Below are 24,238 nucleotides of genomic sequence, written 5' to 3'. Positions count from 1 at the left end.
GCTTGTACGGTGGTGTGAGAGGACGGAGGCCGTGAGGCCTCCTCCTACTCGATTTAATTCTGTAGATAATCAGGTCATGCGTACGCGCAGCGCAGTTTCATGATTTCACTATTTATTTCTTTCACTGTTTGAAAGTGACGTTTTTCTGCTCGGTCTGGTAGCACTAGCTTACCGTTATCAAACTCAAATTTTCCTACGCCGTAAATGTAGATTCGTCCTTTGAAAAGTCGACTTACATGTTTAGCAATCATACTCGGTGTATAGCGCTTAAACAGTCTCATTCTTAATTATCCTTATATTTACCTAGCCTGCATATTATAGAAAAACTCCGAGATAATAATTGTGATAAGCATGGAGTTATATGCAGTAGCGTTGACGTTAATTAGATATTTGTGCTGTTCTAAGCACTTTCTTCAGTAAATATCTATTTTTACGTGAGCTCCTCCCCAAAATAATACTGAGTAGTGAACTGCCGTGAACTTTTCTGTTCAGTATTAAGCAGTGATAATGTTACAAGTATAAGAATAGGCGGGATTTTTTTGTTTGTGTAATCAAATTGTAAATTTCGGACAAAAAAAAAGCCCGTCTAAAACGGGCGAATAGTCACAGATGCATTACACAAAAGTGGATACTGATGTTACTCAGTGGATTCACTTGCACTGATTTGCTTAATAGCTAGTCAGTAAATTTACAATAACGCAAATTTAACTTTGTGACTACTTATGCTTTTATTTTGAGTAACTATTTATTAATGGTGTGTTCTTCTTATGACGAGGTTCACACTAAAAATGTACTCAATGAAATATTAAAATGAAGTTTGCGAAGCATGATCTAAACGATCATCGACTGATGTCCGCGACGGTCGGTGCACATAGCGCCATAAGATCATTGAGATCCAGCGCAACGCCAGCCATTCGGTCGCCGGCGCTAATGGTTACGGTCGAGTTGTTTTGAATGGAAGGATCAAAAATGATCGGCATGTGTCTCTTGAGAGCGAGCGGGCCAACACAACCCACTTTAAAGCCAGTGATTGTTTCAACATCAGCGAGAGACACGCAGGTCATTCGACGGCAATTCAGTACCGAGCGTACTTTCTTGGGATCGACAGAGCGGTCACCAGCAGTACAGGCTAACGCATACTGGTTACCCATATCCTTAAGCAGGATGCACTTCACCATTTGAGAGGCGTCGATGCCTCGCTCTTGTGCGGTTTCTTCAATGCTGGTGGTTGGCTTGCTTTGCATCAGCAGGCGATAATTCACCTGCTGTTGATCCAGCCATTGTGTAATCTGCGTTTCCACGTGGTTACTCGTCGTCAAGGCTGTACGGCAGTGGCAGGATATTCCATGTTTGATCAGGCTGCGCGGTCAGTCGCAGCTGAACATCGTCATCAAGGTTGTTTGGCAGTACCATCAAACCAATCGCTCGGTTATCAGCAAATTGATAGACGTTTAATAGTCGGCCTGCGCCACGCCAGTTCTCACCCACGCTACGCTCTAGTTCAATTGGGTTCTCTAGAGACAATACTTCTGCTGTCGTTCCTGAAACAATGCGCATCTCACGCTTGTTCATACCACGGTACTTGGCACGAGCTACCGTTTCTTGACCTGTGTAGCAGCCTTTTGAAAAGCTGATTCCATCAATCGCTTGCAGGTTAAGCGCTTGAGGGATGTGCTCGTTTTGCTCTGCTTTCGATAGGTTAGGCTGAGCATCAAGAATTTCATGATATTGCCAAAGTGTTTCTGATACTTTCTCCGCAGCGCTGTTTGATACCAAGGCTTCAGCGGCTTCTTCTGTCACAAGTAGAGCCCAGCGGTTATCTGCAACTTGAACCGCTGTACCACCAGAGATAGCACGCACATTACCTTGGCTTTCTGAAATAGAATCAATGTATTGATTAGCTGACGAACCCATCACACCGATAACAACGTCAGACGTTTGCTCGATATCGACCTTAGAGAACACCGCGTACTTCTTGATTTCAACGAGCTCGACTTCAATCGCTGATTTAGGTTGCATGAGTGCGTAGCCACCGTTGTGGTGGAACAAACGAAAGATACTCCATACCTTTCCTTTTGCATCACAGTGCGCGCCTAATGTGGATTCATCATTAGGAAGAGTGACGACATCGCACGTTACTTGACCCTGTAGGTACGACTTTTTGTCATCGCCTATCATGGTGATTGCGCTCCAGTCTGACACGTGTGTCATCATCAGTTCTGGAAGCGATTCATTTTGCGTATGAGCGAGTGGCTGAAATGTGTTTTTCCAATCCATTTTATCTTTCCTAAGAATTTTATTTGGCTCTATGTTAATCCGGTTCTGTTTCTTTGTCAGCCTAGGTTTTTTTGTGAGCTTAGATAGGGACTGTGACTCACATAGTAGTTACAGGGCGTATGACTTGTTACACTCCGAGAAAGAAAAATTATAGGTGAGGATAGCCAATGTACACTGCAGAGCAGAAAGCACGAATTAAATGGGGTTGCCGTCGCGGCATGTTAGAACTTGATGTAGTCATCATGCCATTTTTCGAAGAGTGTTTTGATTCATTGCAAGAGCAGGAACAGCGCGAGTTTGTTTCTCTATTAGAGTGTGATGACCCAGATTTGTTTACTTGGGTGATGGGACACGGACGCAGTGAAAACCTAGGCCATGCATCAATGGTTGATAAAATTGTCGCACACAACCTCAGCAAGGTTCGTTAAGCTCCAGCTTAACCCTTCATATTCCGCATTATTCGCAAAGGGCACTGTTTTCGGGTGCCTTTTGTTTTTCATCGTCCTGTCTTCTATTCCACTTGTTGTCAGCCTTTATTGCTTGGCACTGCTGATTCATCTGCTTCAAACTAATCATCTGATTTTGAATAGTGCCCATGGCCGTTTTGATTATAAAGAGGATGGTGATATTCGACTCAATGACCGAACTTACCGACTCAAGTCCGTTGATAAGATCTGGGCGCAGTTCTTCGTTAAATTACAGTTTGAATGTGGGCACTCGGTACTGCTTTGGCGAGACAGCTGTTGCGAGCGCGAATATCGTCATTTTCTGGCGAACTTACAACGAACACGCTAGATAAAAGAAAGCGTTAGACAAAAGAAAAGGGAGCTCTCGGCTCCCTTTCGTTTAATCATTTTCCGCTGACGGCTAATTCGCTAAGCACGTTTAACCAATTATTATGATTGGCGTTTCTCTGGCGTCAGAATCGTTGGGCCACTGTCTTCAGCAAGTTCAGGGTAATCCAACGTGTAGTGTAGGCCGCGGCTCTCTTTGCGCTGCATTGCACAACGAACCATTAGCTCTGCCACTTGTAGCAAATTACGCAGTTCTAATAAGTTATTCGAAACCTTGAAGTAGCTGTAGTACTCATGAGTTTCTTGTTGCAGCATCTGAATGCGACGCAATGCTCGCTCTAGTCGTTTATCCGTTCGAACAATGCCCATGTAATCCCACATGAATAGGCGCAGTTCGTGCCAGTTGTGTTGAATGATAACTTCTTCATCACTGTTGGTGACCTGGCTTTCATCCCATGCTGGCAGTTCAGCGCACAGTTGAGATTGGTCGATGTTCTCAACGATATCTTTTGCTGCTGCCCATGCGTAAACCACACACTCAAGCAGTGAGTTAGAAGCCATTCGGTTTGCACCGTGTAAGCCGGTGTAGCTCACTTCGCCAATCGCATACAAGTTCGTTAGGTCGGTTTGACCCTGCTTATTCACCATGACACCACCACACGTGTAGTGAGCGGCTGGTACGATAGGGATCGGCTCTTTGGTCATGTCGATGCCCAAGTCCATCAAGCGAGTATGGATCATCGGGAAGTGCGCTGTTATGAATTCTTCAGGCTTGTGGCTGATATCAACATACATACAGTCGGCACCTAAGCGCTTCATTTCGAAGTCAATTGCACGAGCAACCACATCACGTGGCGCCAGTTCACCGCGCTCATCGAAGTCCTTCATAAAGCGAGAACCATCTGGACGACGCAAGTAAGCACCTTCACCACGCAGTGCTTCCGTTAGTAGGAAGTTACGCGCTTCTGGGTGGAATAAACAAGTTGGGTGGAACTGGTTGAACTCAAGGTTTGCCACACGACAACCCGCACGCCAAGCGATAGCAATACCATCACCTGAAGAAACATCTGGGTTAGAGGTGTATTGGTAAACCTTTGAAGCGCCGCCTGTTGCTAATACAACAAACTTAGCGCGCACGGTTTCAACATGTTCTTGGTTACGGTTCCAAATGTAGGCACCGATCACCTTGTCTTTTGAACCACCAATCTTATCTTCCGTGATCAAATCCAGCGCATTGTGGCGCTCGAAGATCTCGATATTTGGGTGGTTGTTGACGTTATCTTGTAGTGAGGTTTGCATCGCCATGCCAGTTGCATCGGCAGCGTGCAGAATTCTGCGGTGACTGTGGCCACCCTCACGAGTGAGGTGATATTTTGGTTGGCCTTCTGTGCTGTTCTCATCTTTATCAAATGGAACACCACCATCAATCAGCCATTGCACACACTCTTTCGCATTTTCAGCAATGAATTGAACTGTATCTTCTTCGCATAACCCAGCCCCAGCGATTTGAGTATCCTCTACATGAGACTCAATACTGTCCGACTCATCGAACACCGCGGCGATACCACCTTGTGCGTAATACGTCGATCCTTCGCTGCGTGGTCCTTTGCTTAATACAATTACTTTTGCATGTTCTGCTACGCGTAAGGCTAATGACAAGCCTGCCGCACCACTTCCTACCACTAATACATCACACTGATGTTCACGGTTTGCGTTCATAAAACTTATTAAATCCCGGGCTATAGTCGAGTTGTCCACTCTCAATTGACTTTGTCTTGTTTTAGGAGTTTGGCTAAGACTGTTATAATCTCTCCAGAGTCATCCTTAAACGCTATGCAAAATCAATATATAGACAGCTATCTAGAAATATTTAATTGCTCAATACCATTGCTTTTGCTCAAGTTTCCCCAAATTGATAGGGATAGCTATTTTTATTACATCACATTGTGAAACAATAATGGCAAATAATTTTAAGAAAGTTGGAACTTTCGGTATTTGGCTTAGTCACAATAGTGCTCTTGTAGACGGTGGTGTCAATACTACATTTCGCATAATTAGTACCCATATCTGTGAAGGTGAGGGTTATAACAATAGGAGTACCCGCTCGAATGAACGAGCAGCTAACCGATCAAGTGTTGATTGAGCGAGTTCAGAGTGGAGATAAGCAGGCATTTAACTTACTAGTGGTTAAGTATCAAAACAAAGTTTGTAATCTTATCTCTCGATACGTGAATAATTCCGGTGATGTACCTGATGTAGCACAAGAAGCTTTTATTAAAGCTTACCGCGCGATACCTAACTTTCGTGGCGAGAGTGCCTTCTATACATGGTTATACCGAATTGCCGTGAACACCGCTAAAAATCATATCGTTGCCCAAAGCCGTAGGCCGCCAGCAACCGATGTAGATGCAGAAGATGCAGAATATTACGAAACAGGCAGCGCGTTAAAAGAAATATCGAACCCTGAGAACTTAACGCTGTCTAAAGAATTGAAACAAGTTGTTTTTGGAGCGATTGAAGCGCTACCAGAAGACTTAAAAACTGCAATGACGTTGCGAGAGCTCGAAGGTTTGAGCTACGAAGAGATTGCAGAAGTAATGGATTGCCCTGTAGGAACCGTACGTTCGCGTATTTTCCGAGCTCGTGAAGCGGTGGAAAAGAAAATTAAGCCTCTTTTGCAACGCTAGAACTTGTAATAATTATGGTGAAAATAATGGCTGATAAAGAAAAGCTTTCGGCACTCATGGATGGTGAAACGATCGATAAAGCTCTCATAGTAGACCTAGAATCTGATCAAGAAAGCATGGATACCTGGCAGAGTTACCATTTAATTGGTGATGTTATGCGTGGGGATGCGCCAGAAACTCCAGAGTGGAACATTGCTAACAGTGTTGCGGCAGCTCTTGATAATGAGCCTGCTCATGGTTCAATGTCGAATCTGCACCAAGTGAATTTAGAACCGGCTGTTACTCCAATTGAAGAGCAGCCCAAACCTCAGCAAGCGAAGCGTCAGCTTCCTGCGTGGTTACAACAGTTTGGACAAGTTGCCGTGGCAGCGTGTGTTTCTCTGGCCGTTGTTCTAGGTGTTCAGCAATATGGTGGTAGCGATCCAGCAGCACCAGAACAGTTGCCTGTGCTACAAACGATTCCATTTGCGGGCTCTGCTGAACCAGTAAGCTTGACTCGTGACTCTGTTGAAAAGCCTGCATCTGAAGCTAACTTGCAAGAGCAGCGTAAACGCGTTCATGCAATGCTAGAAGATTATGAGCTACAACTAAGATTAAACAGTGATGCATCGCCAATGCAAGATGCACATCTAGAATCGGACATTGAATGAAGAAAATCCTGGTCAGTGCACTGACACTGTTCAGCTTGATGTCTCCAACAGCCTTTGCAGAGGAAACTACTGCAAAGGCATTGTTACATCAAATGAACGAGGCCAGTCAGCATCTAAATTACGAACTCTCCTACATATTGATAAAGAAGAGCAGTATCGAACCTCTGGTTTATCGACATGCAGTTAAAGACGACCAACAACTTGCACACCTTGTTTATCTGAGTGGCCCTGTTCGTGAAGTCATTCGACGTGGCAATGAAGTTAGCTATATCGAACCGGGAACAGAGCCTTTTACTATTCAGTCTGGCAGTATGGTTGCACCTGTTATTCCAATGATTAATCGAGATATCGAATCTCTTAATCAGTTCTACGACTTTGTAAAAGTTGGACGTTCTCGTGAGGCGGGCAGCACCACTCAAGTCCTACGTGTCGTGCCGAAAGACGGCCTTCGTTACTCTTACGTGGTTTGGGTTGATGAAAAAACGAGCCTTCCATTGCGTGCAGACCTTCTTGACCGTGATGGCGAAGTGCTTGAACAGTACCGCACCATCTCTTTCGTGGTGAGTGACAAGATTGCCGAGGCTATGGGAGGCTTGAATCAAGCTCAGTTACCTAAGGTTCTATCACTGCCAGAAGGTCTTGTGAGCGAAACTAACTGGCAAGCTGCCTGGATTCCGGAAGGGTTTAAGTCAAAAGAGCTTAGTCGTTATCAAATGGCAGCGACCGATAAAATGGTCGAAAGTCAGCTGTTTAGTGATGGGTTGTTTAGCTTTTCTGTGTATATCGCCGATAAAGATGAGCATTCATTGAAAGGGCAATTGGTACGCCAAGGGCGCAGAACCTTACACAGCTTAGTGATTGGCGATAAAGAAATCTCTGTCGTTGGTGATATTCCGCCAGCAACCGCCAAACGTGTAGCTCAATCTGTGACGTTCAACAAACAGGTGTCAACGCAATGATGACCGCGTTAGCGACCGTTAGCTCGGTCGAACGAACAGGTAAGCAATATTTTGTTCAGCTGAGCTGTGAACAACAAACTAGTTGTAGCAGTTGCTCTTCTCAAAAAAGCTGCGGCACGGGTATTGTGACTAAGGCTGTTGGCAATAAATCTTTGTTTTGGCAGCTTAAAACCAAAAGTTTAGTCAAAGCAGGACAAATTGTAGAAATTGGCTTTCCAGAAAAAAGCCTACTTCAGTCGGCTGCGATCGTTTATCTCATCCCACTTTTCATGTTGATGATTGGTGCTGGTTTTGGACAACTCTTGTTACAACCCTTGCTCCAAGGGGGCGAGGGGATAGTCATACTCAGTGCAGCGCTGTTTACTGCTGGTGGGATTGCCTTAGCGAAGCGGTTGGCCAAACCTATGGAAGACAAATCCAAGCAAGAAGTCGTATTGATTCGAATTCTAGGTGAGTCTCTCGTCTAATTTATGATGCTTCTTGCCCTTAAATTGGGTAGAATCTGCCAACTTGATTGAAATGCCGCCACCAATGCTGAATCTAGATTGGACGTGTCGCGGCTTTCTTATTATCCCTATTCAAAGAGTTTAGTCACACCAAGCCTATGAAGCACATTCGTAATTTTTCGATTATCGCCCACATCGACCACGGTAAGTCGACCCTTTCTGACCGCTTAATCCAAGTTTGTGGAGGATTAAGTGAACGTGAGATGGCAGCTCAAGTCCTCGATTCTATGGATATAGAACGCGAGCGTGGTATTACAATTAAAGCGCAGAGTGTGACTTTAGATTATAAAGCTAAAGATGGTGAAACTTACCAACTTAACTTTATCGACACTCCTGGACACGTAGACTTTTCTTACGAAGTATCTCGTTCTCTAGCGGCTTGTGAAGGCGCACTACTTGTAGTGGATGCTGGCCAAGGTGTTGAAGCACAAACTCTAGCAAACTGTTACACAGCAATCGAAATGGAACTGGAAGTAGTGCCAATCTTGAACAAGATTGACCTACCAGCTGCTGAACCAGAACGTGTTGCTGAAGAAATCGAAGAGATCGTTGGCATCGATGCGATGGAAGCGACTCGCTGTTCTGCGAAAACAGGTTTGGGTGTTGATGATGTTCTAGAAAACATCGTGACGGCAATCCCGCCACCGGAAGGTGATCCTGAAGCGCCTCTACAAGCGTTGATCATTGACTCTTGGTTCGATAACTACCTTGGCGTAGTTTCTTTGGTTCGTATCAAAAACGGTAAGCTGAAGAAGAACGATAAGATCAAAGTAATGTCGACAGACCAAGTATGGGGTGTTGACCGTCTAGGTATCTTCACGCCTAAGCAAATCGATACTACAGAGCTAAATACTGGCGAAGTAGGTTGGGTTGTTTGTGGTATTAAAGACATCCTAGGTGCACCGGTTGGTGATACGTTGACGCTTGCAAAAGGCGGCAGCACTGAACGTCTACCTGGTTTCCAAAAAGTGAAGCCTCAGGTATACGCTGGTCTATTCCCTGTATCATCTGATGACTACGAAAACTTCCGTGACGCGTTAGGCAAATTAAGCCTGAACGATGCATCACTGTTCTTTGAACCAGAAAGTTCAGCAGCACTTGGTTTTGGTTTCCGTTGTGGCTTCTTAGGAATGCTTCACATGGAGATCATCCAAGAGCGTCTAGAGCGTGAATACGACCTAGACCTAATCACAACTGCTCCAACAGTAGTGTATGAAGTTGTAAAAACAGATAAAACGGTTCTTTACGTTGATAGCCCGGCTAAACTGCCAGCGGTTAATGACCTAGAAGAAATTCGTGAGCCAATTGCACGCTGTAATATTCTGGTACCTTCGGATTACCTAGGTAACGTAATCACACTGTGTGTTGAGAAGCGTGGCGTACAAGTAGACATGGTCTACCACGGTAACCAAGTTGCTGTGACGTACGATCTTCCTATGGCAGAAGTAGTTCTAGACTTCTTCGACCGTCTGAAGTCAACGTCTCGCGGCTATGCATCATTGGATTACAACTTCCAACGTTACGAGCCATCAAACATGGTACGTGTAGACGTACTGCTGAATGGCGAAACAGTTGATGCACTAGCTATCATTACGCACAAAGATATTGCTCAGTCTCGTGGTCGTCTACTGGTAGAGAAGATGAAAGAATTCATCCCTCGTCAGATGTTCGATATCGCGATTCAAGCAGCGATTGGTAACCACATCATTGCTCGTTCTACAGTGAAACAACTGCGTAAGAACGTAATCGCAAAATGTTACGGTGGTGATATCAGTCGTAAGAAGAAACTTCTTAAGAAACAAAAAGAAGGTAAGAAGCGTATGAAGCAGATCGGTAACGTTGAACTGCCTCAAGAAGCTTTCCTTGCAATCCTTCATGTTGGCAAAGACTAGGTATCAATCGCACTAACTATCTGCTGAACATTACTGGTTAAAATCGTTTATTTCTTTGTTGCAAAGATTGCAATTAGGCCCACTAGTCACTGCACTTTGCGCCTCGAACTAAACGATTTTTCCTGCGTAATCTCCCCAGCATTTAGTCAGCATGATTGATACAGATTAGAAATATTAAGCAGAGTGAAAGGGTTATACTCTTTCACTTTCGTTATTTTTAAAGAAATGAAATTTAAGGGATATCAATGGCTAATACATTTTCGCTTATCTTAGTGATCGTAACTCTAGTGACCGGCATTGTATGGGCGTTGGAAAAGTTTGTGTGGGCGAAGAAGCGCCAGCAAAAGCTTGCTGACGTTGAAGCACAATCGAATGGCCTAGACGCTGAAACTAGCGCAAAAGTTACGGCTCAACCTTGGTGGGTTGAGAACAGTGTGTCCATTTTCCCGGTAATTGCATTTGTTTTGGTTCTGCGTTCATTTATTTATGAACCGTTTCAAATCCCTTCTGGCTCGATGATGCCAACGCTTTTGGTTGGTGACTTCATCTTGGTAGAGAAGTACGCGTACGGTCTAAAAGACCCAGTATGGCGCACTCAACTGGTAGAAACGGGCAAGCCAGAGCGTGGTGATTCAATCGTATTTAAGTACCCACCTCAGCCTAACATCGACTACATCAAGCGTGTTGTTGGTATGCCAGGTGACACCATTCGCTACAGCAGTCGTAAAGAGATCTGCATTCAGGCGAAGGGTACAAGTAGCTGTGAACCAGTGAAACTAAGTAATGTTGAAGAGAGCCAATTTATTCAAGATGGTGTGCCTCTGATTCAGCTGAACGAACAGCTTGGAGACGTAGAACACCAGATTTTAGTTAACCCATTGCGCCGCGATCGTGTGCAAGCATATCAGCCTCGCAATGGTGTTAACGAATGGGTCGTTCCAGAAGGCCAGTACTTTGTGATGGGTGATAACCGTGACAACAGTGCCGATAGCCGTTACTGGGGCTTTGTCCCTGAAGCAAACCTTGTTGGTAAGGCCGTTGCTATTTGGATCAGCTTCGAATTCGAACGCGGTTCAGACAGTGTACTTCCAACATGGATTCCTACTGGTGTGCGTTTTAATCGCATCGGTGGGATTCATTAATCGATCACATAACACATCGAGAGAGCATGAATTCTCCAATTGATAAACTAGAGAGAAAGATTGGCTATCAGTTTAATGATGCCGATCTTATCCACTTGGCGCTGACTCACCGCAGCGCCGCAGGTAAACATAACGAACGTCTTGAGTTTCTGGGCGATTCAATTTTAAGTTTTGTTATCGCTGATGATCTTTACCACCGTTTTCCTAAGGTAAACGAAGGTGATATGAGCCGCATGCGCGCAACATTAGTACGTGGTCATACATTGGCAGAACTAGGTCGTGAATTCGAACTAGGAGATTACTTAAAATTAGGTCCAGGTGAGTTGAAGAGTGGCGGTTTCCGTCGTGATTCTATTCTAGCGGATGCGGTTGAAGCGGTCATCGGCGCTGTCTATTTAGATAGTGATACCGAGACGGTTCGCGGCATTATTTTAAGCTGGTACCAATCTCGCCTAGATGCTATTCAGCCTGGAGTATCTCAAAAAGATCCGAAAACTCGCCTACAAGAGTTTTTGCAAGGTCGAAGAAATCCTCTACCTGTCTACACAGTGACTAATATTAAAGGTGAAGCACACAACCAAGAGTTTACGGTTGAGTGTGAAGTGGCAGGTGTGGATAAACCTGTTATCGGTAAAGGCACTAGCCGCCGCAAGGCAGAACAAGCGGCTGCTGAAACAGCATTAGAGCAACTAAGCAATGTCTGATAACAACCAAGATTTCGATATCGATGCATTCTTTTCATCTGATAGCAAAAAAACAGGCCTACCGGAAAACCAACACTGTGGCTTCATCGCTATTGTCGGTCGCCCAAATGTAGGTAAGTCGACGCTTCTGAACCATATTCTGGGTCAGAAGATTTCTATTACATCACGTAAACCACAGACGACACGTCACCGTATTATGGGCGTTGAAACTGAGGGTGATTACCAAGCGATCTTTGTTGATACTCCTGGACTTCATATTGAAGAAAAGCGTGCCATCAACCGCTTGATGAACCGTGCGGCGAACAGCTCATTGAGTGATGTAAACCTAGTATTCTTCCTTGTCGATGGTACTCACTGGACTGACGACGATGAGATGGTTCTGAACAAACTGAAGAAGACTGACTTCCCAGTTGTACTTTGCATCAACAAAGTAGATAACGTTCAAGACCGTACTAACGTGATGCAGCACATGATGGAAGTCTCTAAGAAGATGGACTTCATTGATGTAGTGCCAATCTCAGCGAAGCAAGGTAAAAATATTGATGTACTGCGTAAGCACGTACGTGAACATTTACCTAAAGCGACACACCACTTCCCTGAAGAATACGTGACTGATCGCTCGCAACGTTTTATGGCCTCTGAAATTATCCGTGAAAAGCTGATGCGCTTTACGGGTGACGAGCTACCTTACTCGGTAACGGTTGAAATCGAACGTTTCGATTACAACCCAGATAACGATGGCTTCCACATCAATGCACTGATTCTTGTTGAGCGTACAGGCCAGAAGAAAATGGTGATTGGTAAAGCGGGCGAGAAGATCAAAACGATTGGTCGTGAAGCGCGTATCGATATGGAAGAGCTATTCGGCCGTAAGGTTTACCTAGAGACTTGGGTCAAGGTTAAATCTGGCTGGGCTGATGATGAGCGTGCACTTCGCTCGTTAGGCTACATCGACGATCTATAATATATTGAACGTCACTTTCTGAGATTAAGAAAGTTGAACTGAAGATAAATCCAAGAGAGAGTGCGAACTCTCTCTTTTTGTATCTGTAATAAGGGTAAGTGATTGAGCGAAGGGTTACAGCGATGCTTTGTGTTGCACCGTCGACCATACAGTGAGTCGAGCCTGATCTTGGACGTCTTCAGCGAAGAGTTCGGTCGGGTGACGTTGATGTCTAAAGGCGCTCGCAGCAAGCGTTCCAATTTGAAAGGTGCATTACAACCTTTTACGCCGCTATTGCTTAAGTGGTCTGGTAATGGTTCGATGAAAACCTTACGCCAAGCTGAACCTATCAGCTTGGGGCTCCCTCTCGCCGGTATTAATCTGTATTCAGGCATGTACGTGAACGAGCTTATCGGTCGGGTATTGATGGCGGAAGTACCGATGCCTGCACTTTTTCACGACTATCTTCATGCTTTAACAGAGCTGGCGCATAATGATAATCCTGAGCCAGCACTGCGTCGCTTTGAGCTGGCTCTATTATCTGCTATGGGTTACGGCGTCGACTTTTTACACTGCGCGGGCACTGGCGAAGCGATTGATCCGAGCATGACTTATCGCTATCGAGAGCAGAAAGGTTTCATCGCTTCAGTACGTCGAGATAACCTGACTTTTATGGGCGATGAACTTATTGCAATCAGCGAACGTAGGTTTATCACTAAAGAGCAGTTAAAAGCGGCAAAACGCTTTACACGCATAGCCTTAAAGCCGTATCTTGGCGGCAAACCATTAAAAAGTAGAGAGCTATTTATGCCAACAATAGCCCTCTCCAGAGCACGGAGTATTGGAAAATGAGCTCAATCCTTTTAGGCGTTAATATCGACCATATTGCAACACTACGTAATGCACGTGGTACTAAATACCCAGATCCAGTACACGCAGCTGAAATCGCTGAACGTGCTGGTGCAGATGGCATTACTATTCACCTGCGTGAAGACCGTCGTCACATCGTTGATCGCGATGTGCGTATTCTGGCTGAAACACTTCAAACTCGCATGAACTTGGAGATGGCCGTAACGGACGAGATGGTTCAAATTGCACTCGATACTAATCCTGAGTTTGTTTGTCTGGTTCCTGAAAAACGTGAAGAGCTAACCACTGAAGGTGGCTTGGACGTAGTTGGTCAACTAGAGAAGATCAAAGCGGCGACACAAAAACTGTCTGCAGCAGGTATCAAGGTATCTCTGTTTATCGATGCTGACCGTGAGCAAATCGATGCTGCAAAAGCGTGTGGCGCACCGTTCATTGAACTGCACACGGGTCACTATGCTGATGCTAAGACAGAAGAAGATCAACAAGACGAGCTTAAGAAGATCGCAGCAGGCGCAAGCTATGCAGATGACTTAGGTATCACAGTCAATGCGGGTCATGGTCTGACTTACCACAACGTAGCACCGATTGCGGCTCTTCCTGAGATCTACGAGCTGAACATCGGTCACTCGATCATGGGACGCGCAGTGTTTGATGGTTTGAACAAAGCCGTTGCAGACATGAAAGCTGTGATGGAAACAGCACGCAACAACGCTTAATTTTCTAAACCGTAAGCGACGAATTAGTAGAATTAATAGATAGAAGTTTAGTAGTAGGGTAAGCATGGCTGTTGTTGGATTAGGTACAGATATCGCAGAAATTGAACGTGTTGAAAAGGCATTGTCACGAAGTGGTGACGCTTTTGCTCAGCGTATTTTGACTGATTCTGAATTTGAAGTATTCCAGCAACTCAAGCAAAAAGGGCGTTACCTTGCAAAACGTTTTGCTGCCAAAGAAGCGGCATCTAAGGCGTTAGGTACGGGTATCGCGCTGGGTGTGACCTTCCACGACTTTGAGATTTCAAACGATGAGCATGGCAAGCCAGTTCTGAGCTTGCATAAAAAAGCGCGTGAAATCGCAGAGGCGAATGGCACAACATCGATTCATCTGACTATCTCGGATGAGCGTCACTACGCTGTGGCAACGGTGTTACTCGAATCGTAAACAGATTATCGCGACTTTATATCTAGTGCTCTTGGCTCTAGACAGAAAAAAGCAGAGCTCATGAGCTCTGCTTTTTTATTGGCGGGTAAACCCTCTAAAGAATACTAGTGAGTAACAAGTACCCGCTAGGCCTTCGCCGGTTTCAAGTAGTGAATTGCGGTTGCTTGAACCTTATCTAATTCATCCTGAAGCTCGAAAAGCTCAGGTTCAATGTCTTCAACAGAAGTACCTGAACGCAGCTCTTTCTCTATTGTCGCACATACCGATTTTAGCCTTGGTACGCCGCTGTACGAGCTGCTGCCATGCATCTTGTGAATGATGTGTATCAGCTCTTCAACTGGATAGTCACTGTCTTCTATCGCTTTGTCTGCTGCCTCATACACCTCTGGAATAAAGTCGACGAGCATTTGCAGCATATCGCGTGCGAGGTCTTCTTTATTGGCGGCTTGTTTCATCGCAGCTTGCCAATCAATGATGATGTTTGTGTGCACGCTGGCTTCAGTTTCTGACACCGGACCATTGTCGACTTCAGCAGAGACCGCTGGGTGGTCTGGATCTATTTTTTCGATGTGCTCAACCTCAGAGGTCGGGCTCCAATGAATCAGAACCTGCTGTAAAACATGCTCTTCAATAGGTTTGGTTAGGTAGTCATCCATGCCCGCTTCAAGTAGTCGATCTCGTTCGCCAATCATTGCATGCGCGGTTACGGCTATCACAGGTGTGTTCGCATTGTTCGCCAGTTTTTTGATGTTCTGGCAAGCGGTCACACCGTCCATCTGTGGCATTTGAATATCCATGAAGATGATATCAAATGGCGTCTCTGTCGCTTTGTCTATAGCCTGCTGACCACTGGTACAACTGATGACGGTTTCTACACGCTCTTTAAGCAGCGCGGTAATCAACTTAAGGTTGGCTGGGTTGTCGTCTACTGCCATCACAGTAAGCGGTAACTTCTCTTCAGAATGCGTTTCAATCGCTGGTGCAATCAAGGTAGGTGCCTGATTCGATACCAGAGTTTGCAGCAACTTCTTACGAGAAAGAGGCTTAGTGATGCACTGAACATCGACCTCTTTCATTAGTTGCTCACCCAACGCTAGCTCGGTACTTGGTGTACCAATAATCACGTTTTGAGCAATCTTCTTCGCACCGATCGCCCAACCACTCACAGTATCAAATTGATACTCTTGGTTGGCGGCTAGGTTAAGCAGAACGTAGTCATACGAGGTCGTCTCATCTGGCATCACCGAACGATACGTTACCACTAAGCCTTCTTGGGTTAGGATTTGCTGAGTAATCGATGCCGCTTGCATGTTTGGCTCGATAAGCAGCAGTTGTTTGTCTTGCAGACACTGCGTCTCAATCAGCTCTGTCATCGGCATATCAGTCGTTGATAGTCTCAAGGTGAACCAGAAGGTAGAGCCTTGGTGAAGACGACTGGTTAGGCTGATCTCTCCGCCCATTTGGCTGACCAGTTTTTGGGTGATAACCAGACCTAAGCCTGTACCGCCGTAACGACGAGAGATACTTGCATCGGCTTGGCTGAAAGCTTGGAAAAGCTGAGCTTGTTGACGCTCAGAAATACCAATACCCGTATCGCGAACCATGAATTGCAGCTCGATGTTGTCTTCACTTTGTGAGCGAAGCTCAACGCTGATATCAATGTTGCCGCGTTCGGTAAACTTGATTGAGTTACCAACAAGGTTGGTTAGGATCTGCTGAATACGCAGTGGATCGCCCACCACACCTGGCGGTACTTTAGGGTCGATCTTCAGTGTCAGTTCTAGGCCTTTCTCATGAGCGTTGGTTGCTTGAAGGTTTACTACCTCTTCAAGGCTGGCTTGGAATTCAAATGGGATGTTCTCTAGGGCTAATTTACCGGCTTCAAGTTTCGAGAAGTCCAAGATATCGTTGATGATGCTAAGCAGGTTGTTTGCCGAGCGTTCAATGGTTTGTAGGTAATCGGTTTGACTGTTCGATAGGTGAGTCTTGAGCATTTGACGAGTAAAGCCAATCACACCGTTCAGCGGCGTTCTCAATTCGTGAGACATATTCGCTAAGAACTCAGACTTAACACGAGCCGCTTCTTGAGCGCGTTTCTTCGCGATGTCTAACTCAACGTTTTGAATCTCTAGCTGTTCAAGAGTTTCACGCAAATCTGATGTGGCCTGGTCGATACTGTGCTGCATCTCGACGTGATACTCTGATAGCGATACCGCCATCGCATTGATACCGTTTTTCAGCGAGTCTAGCTCACCATGCATCTTACCTTCGATACGCACATCTAGGTGACCTCGACGAATTCGGTCGACCATGTTTTTCATGTGTGTGATCGGTTGAGTGACATCGTGCATTAAGCGGAACGCAAACACGCCCGATAAACCAAGCCCGAGAATCAACACTAAGAATGCAGAGAACACTTCTTGATATTGCTGCAATCGAAGTGATGAAAGATCTAATTCAATCGCAATGTAGCCGATCGCTTGATTAGCTTGAGACTGACCGTTGGCTGAATTGATGTACTGGCCTTCGGCGATGATAGGTGTCCGCAGAATCAGCGTATTATCGAGAAGGTTCGATGAGCTTAAATGCGGGATCGGTTTATCTTTGGGGTAGGTCAGGCTTTCAAAATCGGGGTGGAAGTTTGAGGTTACAAACAACTCATGACGCTCATCAAACACCGCGATACTGCGCACTAGCTTAGAATTCTTTCGATGCGCATAGCTAATAAGCTGACGAACAGACTCTCGACTTTCGAGCTTCATGCCTGATTCACTCGTAATCGCAAGTGGCTCAATGATGCTAGTACCAGTGTTAACCACTTGACCTTCAAGGTCTTGATAGCGGTTAAATGAGAAAAATGCACTCAATAGCAACCCAATAATCAGGGTTGGAGCTAGAGTTAAGGTAATTACACGGGCTCTTAAGCCATATCTGGTCATGTTCTTTAATTACATCGAGGTCTGGATATGGGAAAATAACGCACACAATGGCGGTTAAGTGAACGGTAAGCTTAATCAAAGCCGTGACGTTCGACAATGATTCCAAGACATAATAGTGAGTCCTGGATACCAATTACTTATTAAAAGATACATTAGGCACAAGCAATGGCACGTTTTTTCCAACCAAAAAAGAAAACTCAACTCGAGACCAAGCATCAATCGGTTTTGGTTGAACGAATGGATCACAATGGCGCTGGCATCGCTTATCAAAAGAATAAACCGGTTTTCATTGATGGCGCATTGCCCGGTGAGCAGGTGGTTATTCAACTTACTGAGAGCAAAAGTAAGTTTTCGCGAGCTAAACTCATCAAGTTATTGAAGCCGAGCGAGCAGCGTTTAAAGCCGTTTTGTAAGCACTTTAATCAGTGTGGTGGCTGTCACCTTCAACACCTAGGTTACTCTTCTCAGGTTGAGCATAAATCGCAATCTCTGACGCACCTGATGAGCCAATACCAAACGGCGAACACTGAAGTTGCACAACCTATTGTCGGTGATGAAACCGGTTATCGACGTCGCGCACGTATCAGCCTATTTGTTGATAAGAAGACACAACAGCTTCAATTCGGTTTCCGTAAGAAGCAGAGTAAGCAGATTGAAAACATCACCGACTGTGCCGTGCTTGATCCTCGCCTTAATGTGTTGCTGCCAAAACTGAAAAATTTACTGAACACTTTCAACAGCCTTACGTCTTTAGGACACGTTGAATTGGTGTTGGGCGATACTGGCCCTGTTATGGTTCTACGTCACCTTAAGCCTTTGGTTGAAAAAGATGAGCAAGCGCTGATTGCGTTAGCAAAAGAAGAAGGCGCTACGCTGTACTCGATGCCTGAAACCGATAAGTTGGTCCGTCTGGTTGGTGATGCGCCTAGCTACAGCGAAACTGGCGTGACGTTACCGTTTGAGCCAAACCACTTTATCCAAGTAAACCAGAAAGTGAATCAGCAGATGGTGGCTCAAGCGATTGAGTGGCTAGAACCTCAAGCGGATGAGCGAGTGCTCGACCTGTTTTGCGGCTTAGGGAATTTCAGTTTGCCTATCGCGCAACAATCGGCGTTTGTGGTTGGCGTAGAAGGCGTTGATGAAATGGTTCAGCAAGCCACATCTAATGCAGCGTTAAACCAGTTAAGCAATACGGAATTTTACCAAGCTAACCTTGAAGAAGACTTATCTTCACAGCCTTGGGCAAAAGAGAAATTTGATAAAATCTTACTTGACCCAGCTCGTGCTGGAGCGAGTGGTGTTGTTGATCAAATTTCAGCGTTAGGAGCGAAGCGTGTGGTTTATGTTTCGTGTAATCCTGCTACTCTAGCTAGAGATTCAGAGAGCTTAGAAAAGCAAGGCTACCAATTAGCCAAACTTGGTATGTTGGATATGTTCCCACACACTAGCCATTTAGAATCGATGGCTCTCTTTATCAAGGCTTAGAGGCCCTTAAACAAGGCTTCAAATGAATCACAAAGGCGCAGGGAAGCCTGCGCTGATATCAATATGGTCGAACTAACTTGGAACCAGTTAGTCATATTGAATTGGGTATAAAACATAATAACTAGGAAGGCATGATGGTTGCGGTACGAAGCGCACATTTAAACCCAAGCGAACAGTTTGAGCTAGAAAGTTGGATTGCGTCATTGAATCAAGATGCAAAAACCTCGAATAAACTGATTAAAGTTTATCGTCACTGTGAAGAACTTTTAAAAGATCACGAGCAAGCATCGCTCTTGCTTTGGCGTGGCCGTGAGATGATCGAAATCTTGGTCACCTTGTCCATGGACCGTGCCACTTTAATTGCTGCACAACTTTTCCCCGTCGTCTCAAGCGGCGTTTTTGAGCGCGAAGCGTTTGAAGAAAGCTACGGTAAAGAAACCGTAAAGTTGATCGATGGCGTTGAAGAAATGGCGGCCTTAGGCCAGTTAAACGTGACCCTTGAAGGCAGTGCTGCCTCGGGTCAAGTTGATAACGTTCGACGCATGCTACTGGCTATGGTCGATGATTTCCGCTGCGTAGTCATCAAACTCGCTGAACGAATCTGTAACCTTATCGAGGTAAAAAAAGCGCCTGATGCTGTGCGTCGCGCGGCCGCAAAAGAGTGTTCTAACATCTATGCCCCACTGGCAAACCGTTTAGGTATCGGCCAACTTAAGTGGGAAATCGAAGATTACGCATTCCGCTACCAACAACCAGATACCTACAAGCAGATTGCAAAACAGCTGTCTGAGCGTCGTATCGTTCGTGAACAATACATCACAGATTTCGTTGATGATTTAACCGCAGAAATGCAGCGTTCAAACATCAATGCTGAAGTGAGTGGCCGACCAAAACACATCTACAGTATCTGGCGCAAAATGCAGAAGAAAGGCTTAGCCTTCGATGAGCTTTTTGACGTACGAGCAGTACGTATTATCGCTGATCAGCTGCAAGACTGTTACGCCGGCCTTGGGGTGGTACACACTAAATACAAGCACCTCCCGAGCGAATTTGATGATTATGTGGCGAACCCTAAGCCAAATGGTTACCAGTCGATTCATACCGTAGTACTTGGCCCTGAAGGCAAGACCATTGAGATTCAGATCCGTACTAAGCAAATGCACGAAGACTCTGAGCTTGGTGTGGCGGCGCACTGGAAGTACAAAGAAGGAGCTTCAAGCGGCCGTAGTGGCTACGATGAGAAAATCACTTGGTTGCGTAAACTTATCGACTGGCAAGAAGAGATGTCGGACTCTGGCGAGATGCTGGATGAGGTACGTAGCCAAGTCTTCGATGACCGTGTATACGCATTTACTCCACGTGGTGACGTGGTCGACTTACCAATGGGCGCAACCCCGTTGGATTTCGCCTACCACATCCACTCGATGGTCGGACACCGCTGTATCGGTGCCAAAGTAGCGGGGCGTATCGTACCGTTCACTCATAAACTATCGATGGGCGATCAAGTTGAGATCATCACGCAGAAAGAGCCGAACCCATCTCGTGACTGGTTAAATCCAACCACAGGTTTTGTTCATTCTGGTCGAGCTCGAGCGAAAATCAACGCTTGGTTCCGCGCACAAAGCCGTGAGAAAAACCTAGAAGCGGGTCGTGATATCCTGGAAGTTGAGCTAGCGAAAGTAGGCGCAACCCTAAAAGATGCTGATCAATACGCACTAAAACGCTTTAACGTGAATACGCCAGACGAACTCTATGCAGGTATTGGTAGTGGCGACTTGCGTATTAACCAAGTGGTTAATCACATCAATGCGCTAGTGAATAAGCCAACGGCGGAAGAAGAAGACAAGAAAGCGCTAGAGAAACTGCTTGAGTCGGAAAACAAGCCGGCACAACAGAGTCGTCCGAAGAAAGATGCGGTAGTGGTTGAGGGCGTTGATAACCTAATGACGCACCTAGCGCGTTGCTGTCAGCCAATCCCAGGTGATGTGATTAAAGGTTACATCACTCAAGGTCGTGGTATCTCAGTGCACCGCGCTGACTGTGAACAGCTAGGCGAGCTAAGCGTGCATGCGCCAGAACGTATCATTGATACCGTTTGGGGTAATGGCTTTGTCGGCTCATACATCCTAACGCTGCGTGTTGAAGCGCTAGAACGTAATGGCTTGTTGAAAGACATCACCTCACTGTTCTCGAACGAGAAGATCAGTGTGACGACAATGAAGAGCCGCATCGACTACAAGCGTCAGCTATCGGTAATGGATTTCGATTTGGAAGTGACCAATATTGAGATTCTGAGCCGAGTGACAAGTCGAGTCGAGCAGATCAAAGATGTAATGAGCGTTAAGAGACTTGGATGATCCTTTTGTGTCATTTATGTCATTCCCTACAGTGAGGGACGAACGTGATAGGGAATCTCGCCAAGCGGTTTGAGATCCCCAACTCGCTCATACTTCACTCTTGGAGATGACGAAAAATAGAAAGGTGAGTGGTTTTGGCTGCTCACCTTTTTTAGTTTTAAGAAAAGAATTAGATTAAAACAATCAAACAGAATAATAGGAAAGCACCATGAGCCACCCGATTGAACAACTAGAACAAATTATGACTAAGCTGCGCGATCCAGAAGGTGGCTGTCCTTGGGATTTAAAACAAAATTTTGAAACAATTGTCCCGCATACTATCGAAGAGACCTACGAAGTGGTGGATGCGATTCACAACAAAGATTGGCCGAACCTACAAGAAGAGTTGGGTGACTTGTTGTTTCAGGTGATCTTCTATAGCCAGTTAGCGAAAGAACAGGGGTTGTTTGAGTTCTCTGATGTGGTTGATGGCATTAACGAAAAGCTAACACGCCGCCATCCGCATGTGTTTTCTGATACCGAGTTTGCGAGCGATGAAGAAATTAATGCCAACTGGGAAGCTGAAAAAGCCAAAGAAAAAGCTCAGGCAGGCAAAACTCAAGAAAGTATTCTAGACTCAATACCAAACTCTCTACCTGTGCTTTCACGTGCTACAAAGATTCAAAAACAGGTAGCGAAATATGGCTTTGATTGGGACTCTATTGGCCCAGTGGCTAATAAGGTTTTAGAGGAAGTCGATGAGGTGCTGGAAGAGGCACTTCAAGTGACGCCAAATGAAGATTTGGTTGAAGAAGAGTTGGGAGACTTGCTGTTTGCGACGGTCAATTTGGTACGACATTTAGGTAAAAACCCAGAATCGGCACTCAATAAAGCCAATCTCAAGTTTTCGCGTCGCTTTAAAGGGGTGGAACAAAAAGTTCGTCAGCAAGATAAAAATTTGACTGACTTTTCACTACAACAGCTTGATTCCATGTGGGATGAAGTCAAAGTGGCGGAGAAAAGATAACCAAAGCTTTTATCATGAATTGATTTGAAGCAAAAAATAAAAAATAGCAGTGTGATAGATTTCACGTTGTGGCGATAAGGGGCTTCTGGTATATTTTCATCCCGTCCAGAAGTAGTCCATTTCCCTCATTCAACCAATTTCAGGTTAAACATGACGACAAATTACATTTTTGTTACTGGCGGGGTTGTATCCTCTCTAGGTAAAGGTATTGCTGCAGCATCTCTTGCAGCTATTTTAGAAGCTCGTGGTCTTAAAGTGACCATGATGAAGCTTGACCCTTACATCAACGTTGATCCAGGCACTATGAGCCCGACTCAGCACGGTGAAGTGTTCGTTACGGAAGATGGCGCTGAAACAGACCTTGACCTTGGTCACTATGAGCGATTCATTCGCACCAAGATGACTAAGCGTAACAACTTCACTGCAGGTCGTGTTTACTCAGACGTACTAGCAAAAGAGCGTCGCGGTGATTACCTAGGTGCAACTATTCAGGTTATCCCACACATCACTAACTCTATCAAAGAGCGTGTAATTTCTGGCGCAGCTGGCCACGATATCGCGATCGTTGAAGTTGGTGGTACGGTTGGTGATATCGAATCTCTACCATTCATGGAAGCGATTCGTCAGCTAGCAGTAGAACTAGGCCGTGAACGCGCAATGTTCATGCACCTTACTCTAGTGCCATACCTAGCAGCTGCGGGCGAAGTGAAAACTAAGCCAACGCAACACTCTGTAAAAGAGCTACTGTCTATTGGTATTCAGCCAGACATCCTAGTTTGTCGTTCAGACCGCAACATTCCTTCGAACGAGCGTAAGAAAATTGCTCTGTTCTGTAATGTGCAAGAAAATGCAGTTATTTCTATGCGCGATGTTGACTCTATCTACAAGATCCCTCAGCTTATTAAAGCTCAAGGTACTGATGAACTTGTATGTAAGCGTTTCGGCATCACAGCTCCAGAAGCAGACCTGTCTGAATGGGAACAAGTAATTTACGAAGAAGCTAACCCAACGGGTGAAGTGACGATTGGTATGGTTGGTAAGTACATTGAACTACCAGACGCATACAAATCAGTAAATGAAGCGCTAAAACACGCGGGCTTGAAAAATCGCCTAAGCGTTAATATTAAATACGTAGATTCACAAGACGTTGAGTCTCGTGGCGTAGAAGTTTTAGAAGGCCTAGATGCAATCCTAGTTCCTGGTGGCTTTGGTGACCGTGGTGTTGAAGGTAAGATTCTTGCTGCTCAATACGCTCGTGAAAACAAAGTACCGTACTTAGGTATCTGTCTAGGTATGCAAGTAGCACTTATCGAGTACGCTCGTAACGTTGCGAAAATGGAAGGGGCACACTCTTCTGAATTCTGTACTGAAACTAAGTACCCAGTTGTTGGTCTTATCACTGAGTGGACTGATGGCGAAGGTAAAGTTGAAGAGCGTACAGAAACATCTGACCTTGGCGGCACAATGCGTCTTGGTTCACAGCTTTGTCACCTAGCGAAAGGGACGAAAGCTTACGAATTATACGGTAGCGCGACGATCCATGAACGTCACCGTCACCGTTACGAAGTGAACAACAATCTTCGTCCACAAATCGAAAAAGCGGGCCTAAAAGTATCGGGTCTATCTGCGGACAAGAAACTGGTTGAAGTTATTGAGAACCCGAACCACCCATGGTTCGTTGCTGCTCAATTCCACCCAGAGTTCACTTCAACACCTCGCGATGGTCACCCATTGTTTGCAGGTTTCGTTAAAGCGGCTGGTGAGTTCCAGCGCGGCGAGTTAGAGAAGTAAAAAGGAATACAGGTAGCTGCGTAAGTTGTGCTGCTACCTTTAAATTTGACATTTATATATTCAACGAGAAGGAAA

22 protein-coding genes are annotated in these 24,238 nt (G+C 45.4%); 17 read left to right on the top strand and 5 right to left on the bottom strand.

Annotated elements, in window-relative coordinates:
• Nucleotides 1–74: 74 nt before the first annotated feature.
• From AB6E52_RS18155 to ygfZ, 3 genes are all read right to left on the bottom strand, one after another.
• Nucleotides 75–281 carry a DUF1107 domain-containing protein gene (locus AB6E52_RS18155; protein WP_009847660.1) on the bottom strand — a complete coding sequence of 69 codons (207 nt, stop codon included), beginning with the start codon at nucleotides 279–281 and terminating at the stop codon, nucleotides 75–77.
• A gap of 558 nt (nucleotides 282–839) precedes the next feature.
• Nucleotides 840–1,301, bottom strand: a complete 462-nt coding sequence (locus AB6E52_RS18150; protein ID WP_102319957.1) for an aminoacyl-tRNA deacylase — start codon at nucleotides 1,299–1,301, stop codon at nucleotides 840–842.
• Nucleotides 1,302–1,305: 4 nt separating this feature from the next.
• Nucleotides 1,306–2,277, bottom strand: a complete 972-nt coding sequence (gene ygfZ, locus AB6E52_RS18145) for a tRNA-modifying protein YgfZ (protein WP_102319870.1) — start codon at nucleotides 2,275–2,277, stop codon at nucleotides 1,306–1,308.
• 167 nt (nucleotides 2,278–2,444) lie between these two features.
• Between ygfZ and AB6E52_RS18140 the strand changes: the two genes are divergently transcribed.
• On the top strand, nucleotides 2,445–2,705 hold the full coding sequence (locus AB6E52_RS18140) for a succinate dehydrogenase assembly factor 2 (RefSeq protein WP_004735374.1): 261 nt from the start codon (nucleotides 2,445–2,447) through the stop codon (nucleotides 2,703–2,705).
• Nucleotides 2,653–3,072, top strand: coding sequence for a protein YgfX (locus tag AB6E52_RS18135; RefSeq protein ID WP_346763701.1), 420 nt, complete (start codon nucleotides 2,653–2,655; stop codon nucleotides 3,070–3,072). The genes AB6E52_RS18140 and AB6E52_RS18135 overlap by 53 nt, the downstream gene beginning before the upstream one ends.
• Nucleotides 3,073–3,173: 101 nt before the next feature.
• Here AB6E52_RS18135 and nadB read toward each other — a convergent pair whose 3' ends face one another.
• A complete protein-coding gene (nadB, locus tag AB6E52_RS18130) occupies nucleotides 3,174–4,790 on the bottom strand; it encodes an L-aspartate oxidase (protein WP_017059049.1) in 1,617 nt (538 codons plus the stop codon).
• 389 nt (nucleotides 4,791–5,179) lie between these two features.
• On the opposite strand from nadB, the gene rpoE reads away from it, so the two are divergent.
• From rpoE to acpS, 11 genes are all read left to right on the top strand, one after another.
• Nucleotides 5,180–5,758, top strand: coding sequence for an RNA polymerase sigma factor RpoE (gene rpoE / locus AB6E52_RS18125; protein ID WP_008223963.1), 579 nt, complete (start codon nucleotides 5,180–5,182; stop codon nucleotides 5,756–5,758).
• Nucleotides 5,759–5,784: 26 nt separating this feature from the next.
• On the top strand, nucleotides 5,785–6,408 hold the full coding sequence (locus AB6E52_RS18120) for a sigma-E factor negative regulatory protein (RefSeq protein WP_010435744.1): 624 nt from the start codon (nucleotides 5,785–5,787) through the stop codon (nucleotides 6,406–6,408).
• Nucleotides 6,405–7,367 (top strand): sigma-E factor regulatory protein RseB, encoded by a 963-nt coding sequence (gene rseB, locus AB6E52_RS18115; RefSeq protein WP_016790280.1) that lies wholly within the window; start codon nucleotides 6,405–6,407, stop codon nucleotides 7,365–7,367. The genes AB6E52_RS18120 and rseB overlap by 4 nt, the downstream gene beginning before the upstream one ends.
• Entirely contained in the window at nucleotides 7,364–7,834 is a 471-nt protein-coding gene (locus AB6E52_RS18110; protein WP_010435750.1) for a SoxR reducing system RseC family protein, read from the top strand. The genes rseB and AB6E52_RS18110 overlap by 4 nt, the downstream gene beginning before the upstream one ends.
• 137 nt (nucleotides 7,835–7,971) lie before the next feature.
• Nucleotides 7,972–9,765 carry a translation elongation factor 4 gene (gene lepA / locus AB6E52_RS18105; RefSeq protein ID WP_017059045.1) on the top strand — a complete coding sequence of 598 codons (1,794 nt, stop codon included), beginning with the start codon at nucleotides 7,972–7,974 and terminating at the stop codon, nucleotides 9,763–9,765.
• 245 nt (nucleotides 9,766–10,010) lie between these two features.
• Nucleotides 10,011–10,907, top strand: a complete 897-nt coding sequence (gene lepB, locus AB6E52_RS18100) for a signal peptidase I (protein WP_017068697.1) — start codon at nucleotides 10,011–10,013, stop codon at nucleotides 10,905–10,907.
• A 26-nt stretch (nucleotides 10,908–10,933) separates the two neighbouring features.
• A complete protein-coding gene (gene rnc / locus AB6E52_RS18095) occupies nucleotides 10,934–11,611 on the top strand; it encodes a ribonuclease III (protein WP_017066012.1) in 678 nt (225 codons plus the stop codon).
• Complete coding sequence (era, locus tag AB6E52_RS18090; RefSeq protein WP_017059042.1) at nucleotides 11,604–12,575, top strand: GTPase Era; 972 nt, start codon at nucleotides 11,604–11,606, stop codon at nucleotides 12,573–12,575. Before rnc ends, era begins: the two co-directional genes overlap by 8 nt.
• A 102-nt stretch (nucleotides 12,576–12,677) precedes the next feature.
• Nucleotides 12,678–13,406 carry a DNA repair protein RecO gene (gene recO, locus AB6E52_RS18085; RefSeq protein ID WP_019826299.1) on the top strand — a complete coding sequence of 243 codons (729 nt, stop codon included), beginning with the start codon at nucleotides 12,678–12,680 and terminating at the stop codon, nucleotides 13,404–13,406.
• A complete protein-coding gene (gene pdxJ / locus AB6E52_RS18080; RefSeq protein ID WP_102319871.1) occupies nucleotides 13,403–14,140 on the top strand; it encodes a pyridoxine 5'-phosphate synthase in 738 nt (245 codons plus the stop codon). Before recO ends, pdxJ begins: the two co-directional genes overlap by 4 nt.
• A gap of 64 nt (nucleotides 14,141–14,204) precedes the next feature.
• The gene (gene acpS / locus AB6E52_RS18075; protein ID WP_017059039.1) at nucleotides 14,205–14,585 is read left to right on the top strand and encodes a holo-ACP synthase; all 381 of its coding nucleotides are present in this window, start codon (nucleotides 14,205–14,207) and stop codon (nucleotides 14,583–14,585) included.
• A 125-nt stretch (nucleotides 14,586–14,710) separates the two neighbouring features.
• Here acpS and barA read toward each other — a convergent pair whose 3' ends face one another.
• The gene (barA, locus tag AB6E52_RS18070; RefSeq protein ID WP_102319872.1) at nucleotides 14,711–17,524 is read right to left on the bottom strand and encodes a two-component sensor histidine kinase BarA; all 2,814 of its coding nucleotides are present in this window, start codon (nucleotides 17,522–17,524) and stop codon (nucleotides 14,711–14,713) included.
• 165 nt (nucleotides 17,525–17,689) lie between these two features.
• Here barA and rlmD point away from each other — a divergent pair, with 165 nt between their 5' ends.
• The 4 genes from rlmD to AB6E52_RS18050 all read left to right on the top strand — a co-directional run bounded on the left by rlmD (nucleotide 17,690) and on the right by AB6E52_RS18050 (nucleotide 24,163).
• Entirely contained in the window at nucleotides 17,690–19,009 is a 1,320-nt protein-coding gene (gene rlmD / locus AB6E52_RS18065) for a 23S rRNA (uracil(1939)-C(5))-methyltransferase RlmD (RefSeq protein ID WP_017059037.1), read from the top strand.
• A gap of 134 nt (nucleotides 19,010–19,143) precedes the next feature.
• Nucleotides 19,144–21,366, top strand: a complete 2,223-nt coding sequence (gene relA, locus AB6E52_RS18060) for a GTP diphosphokinase (RefSeq protein WP_017059036.1) — start codon at nucleotides 19,144–19,146, stop codon at nucleotides 21,364–21,366.
• A 208-nt stretch (nucleotides 21,367–21,574) separates the two neighbouring features.
• The gene (gene mazG, locus AB6E52_RS18055) at nucleotides 21,575–22,372 is read left to right on the top strand and encodes a nucleoside triphosphate pyrophosphohydrolase (protein WP_102319873.1); all 798 of its coding nucleotides are present in this window, start codon (nucleotides 21,575–21,577) and stop codon (nucleotides 22,370–22,372) included.
• 150 nt (nucleotides 22,373–22,522) lie between these two features.
• On the top strand, nucleotides 22,523–24,163 hold the full coding sequence (locus AB6E52_RS18050; RefSeq protein WP_017063214.1) for a CTP synthase: 1,641 nt from the start codon (nucleotides 22,523–22,525) through the stop codon (nucleotides 24,161–24,163).
• The last annotated feature ends 75 nt before the right edge of the window (nucleotides 24,164–24,238 follow it).

The organism is Vibrio sp. 10N.247.311.13 (assembly GCF_041467595.1).
In the GTDB taxonomy this organism is placed as follows: Bacteria; Pseudomonadota; Gammaproteobacteria; order Enterobacterales; family Vibrionaceae; genus Vibrio; species Vibrio crassostreae_C.
This window is presented reverse-complemented; position numbering and strand designations above follow the sequence as displayed.

What these genes read in the sequence shown, in the direction of transcription:
- AB6E52_RS18155 (WP_009847660.1), bottom strand. Translation starts at nt 281, where the DNA reads ATGAGACTGTTTAAGCGCTATACACCGAGTATGATTGCTAAACATGTA.
- ygfZ (WP_102319870.1), bottom strand. Translation starts at nt 2,277, where the DNA reads ATGGATTGGAAAAACACATTTCAGCCACTCGCTCATACGCAAAATGAA.
- AB6E52_RS18140 (WP_004735374.1), top strand. Translation starts at nt 2,445, where the DNA reads ATGTACACTGCAGAGCAGAAAGCACGAATTAAATGGGGTTGCCGTCGC.
- AB6E52_RS18135 (WP_346763701.1), top strand. Translation starts at nt 2,653, where the DNA reads ATGCATCAATGGTTGATAAAATTGTCGCACACAACCTCAGCAAGGTTC.
- nadB (WP_017059049.1), bottom strand. Translation starts at nt 4,790, where the DNA reads ATGAACGCAAACCGTGAACATCAGTGTGATGTATTAGTGGTAGGAAGT.
- rpoE (WP_008223963.1), top strand. Translation starts at nt 5,180, where the DNA reads ATGAACGAGCAGCTAACCGATCAAGTGTTGATTGAGCGAGTTCAGAGT.
- AB6E52_RS18120 (WP_010435744.1), top strand. Translation starts at nt 5,785, where the DNA reads ATGGCTGATAAAGAAAAGCTTTCGGCACTCATGGATGGTGAAACGATC.
- rseB (WP_016790280.1), top strand. Translation starts at nt 6,405, where the DNA reads ATGAAGAAAATCCTGGTCAGTGCACTGACACTGTTCAGCTTGATGTCT.
- AB6E52_RS18110 (WP_010435750.1), top strand. Translation starts at nt 7,364, where the DNA reads ATGATGACCGCGTTAGCGACCGTTAGCTCGGTCGAACGAACAGGTAAG.
- lepA (WP_017059045.1), top strand. Translation starts at nt 7,972, where the DNA reads ATGAAGCACATTCGTAATTTTTCGATTATCGCCCACATCGACCACGGT.
- lepB (WP_017068697.1), top strand. Translation starts at nt 10,011, where the DNA reads ATGGCTAATACATTTTCGCTTATCTTAGTGATCGTAACTCTAGTGACC.
- rnc (WP_017066012.1), top strand. Translation starts at nt 10,934, where the DNA reads ATGAATTCTCCAATTGATAAACTAGAGAGAAAGATTGGCTATCAGTTT.
- era (WP_017059042.1), top strand. Translation starts at nt 11,604, where the DNA reads ATGTCTGATAACAACCAAGATTTCGATATCGATGCATTCTTTTCATCT.
- pdxJ (WP_102319871.1), top strand. Translation starts at nt 13,403, where the DNA reads ATGAGCTCAATCCTTTTAGGCGTTAATATCGACCATATTGCAACACTA.
- acpS (WP_017059039.1), top strand. Translation starts at nt 14,205, where the DNA reads ATGGCTGTTGTTGGATTAGGTACAGATATCGCAGAAATTGAACGTGTT.
- barA (WP_102319872.1), bottom strand. Translation starts at nt 17,524, where the DNA reads ATGACCAGATATGGCTTAAGAGCCCGTGTAATTACCTTAACTCTAGCT.
- rlmD (WP_017059037.1), top strand. Translation starts at nt 17,690, where the DNA reads ATGGCACGTTTTTTCCAACCAAAAAAGAAAACTCAACTCGAGACCAAG.
- relA (WP_017059036.1), top strand. Translation starts at nt 19,144, where the DNA reads ATGGTTGCGGTACGAAGCGCACATTTAAACCCAAGCGAACAGTTTGAG.
- mazG (WP_102319873.1), top strand. Translation starts at nt 21,575, where the DNA reads ATGAGCCACCCGATTGAACAACTAGAACAAATTATGACTAAGCTGCGC.
- AB6E52_RS18050 (WP_017063214.1), top strand. Translation starts at nt 22,523, where the DNA reads ATGACGACAAATTACATTTTTGTTACTGGCGGGGTTGTATCCTCTCTA.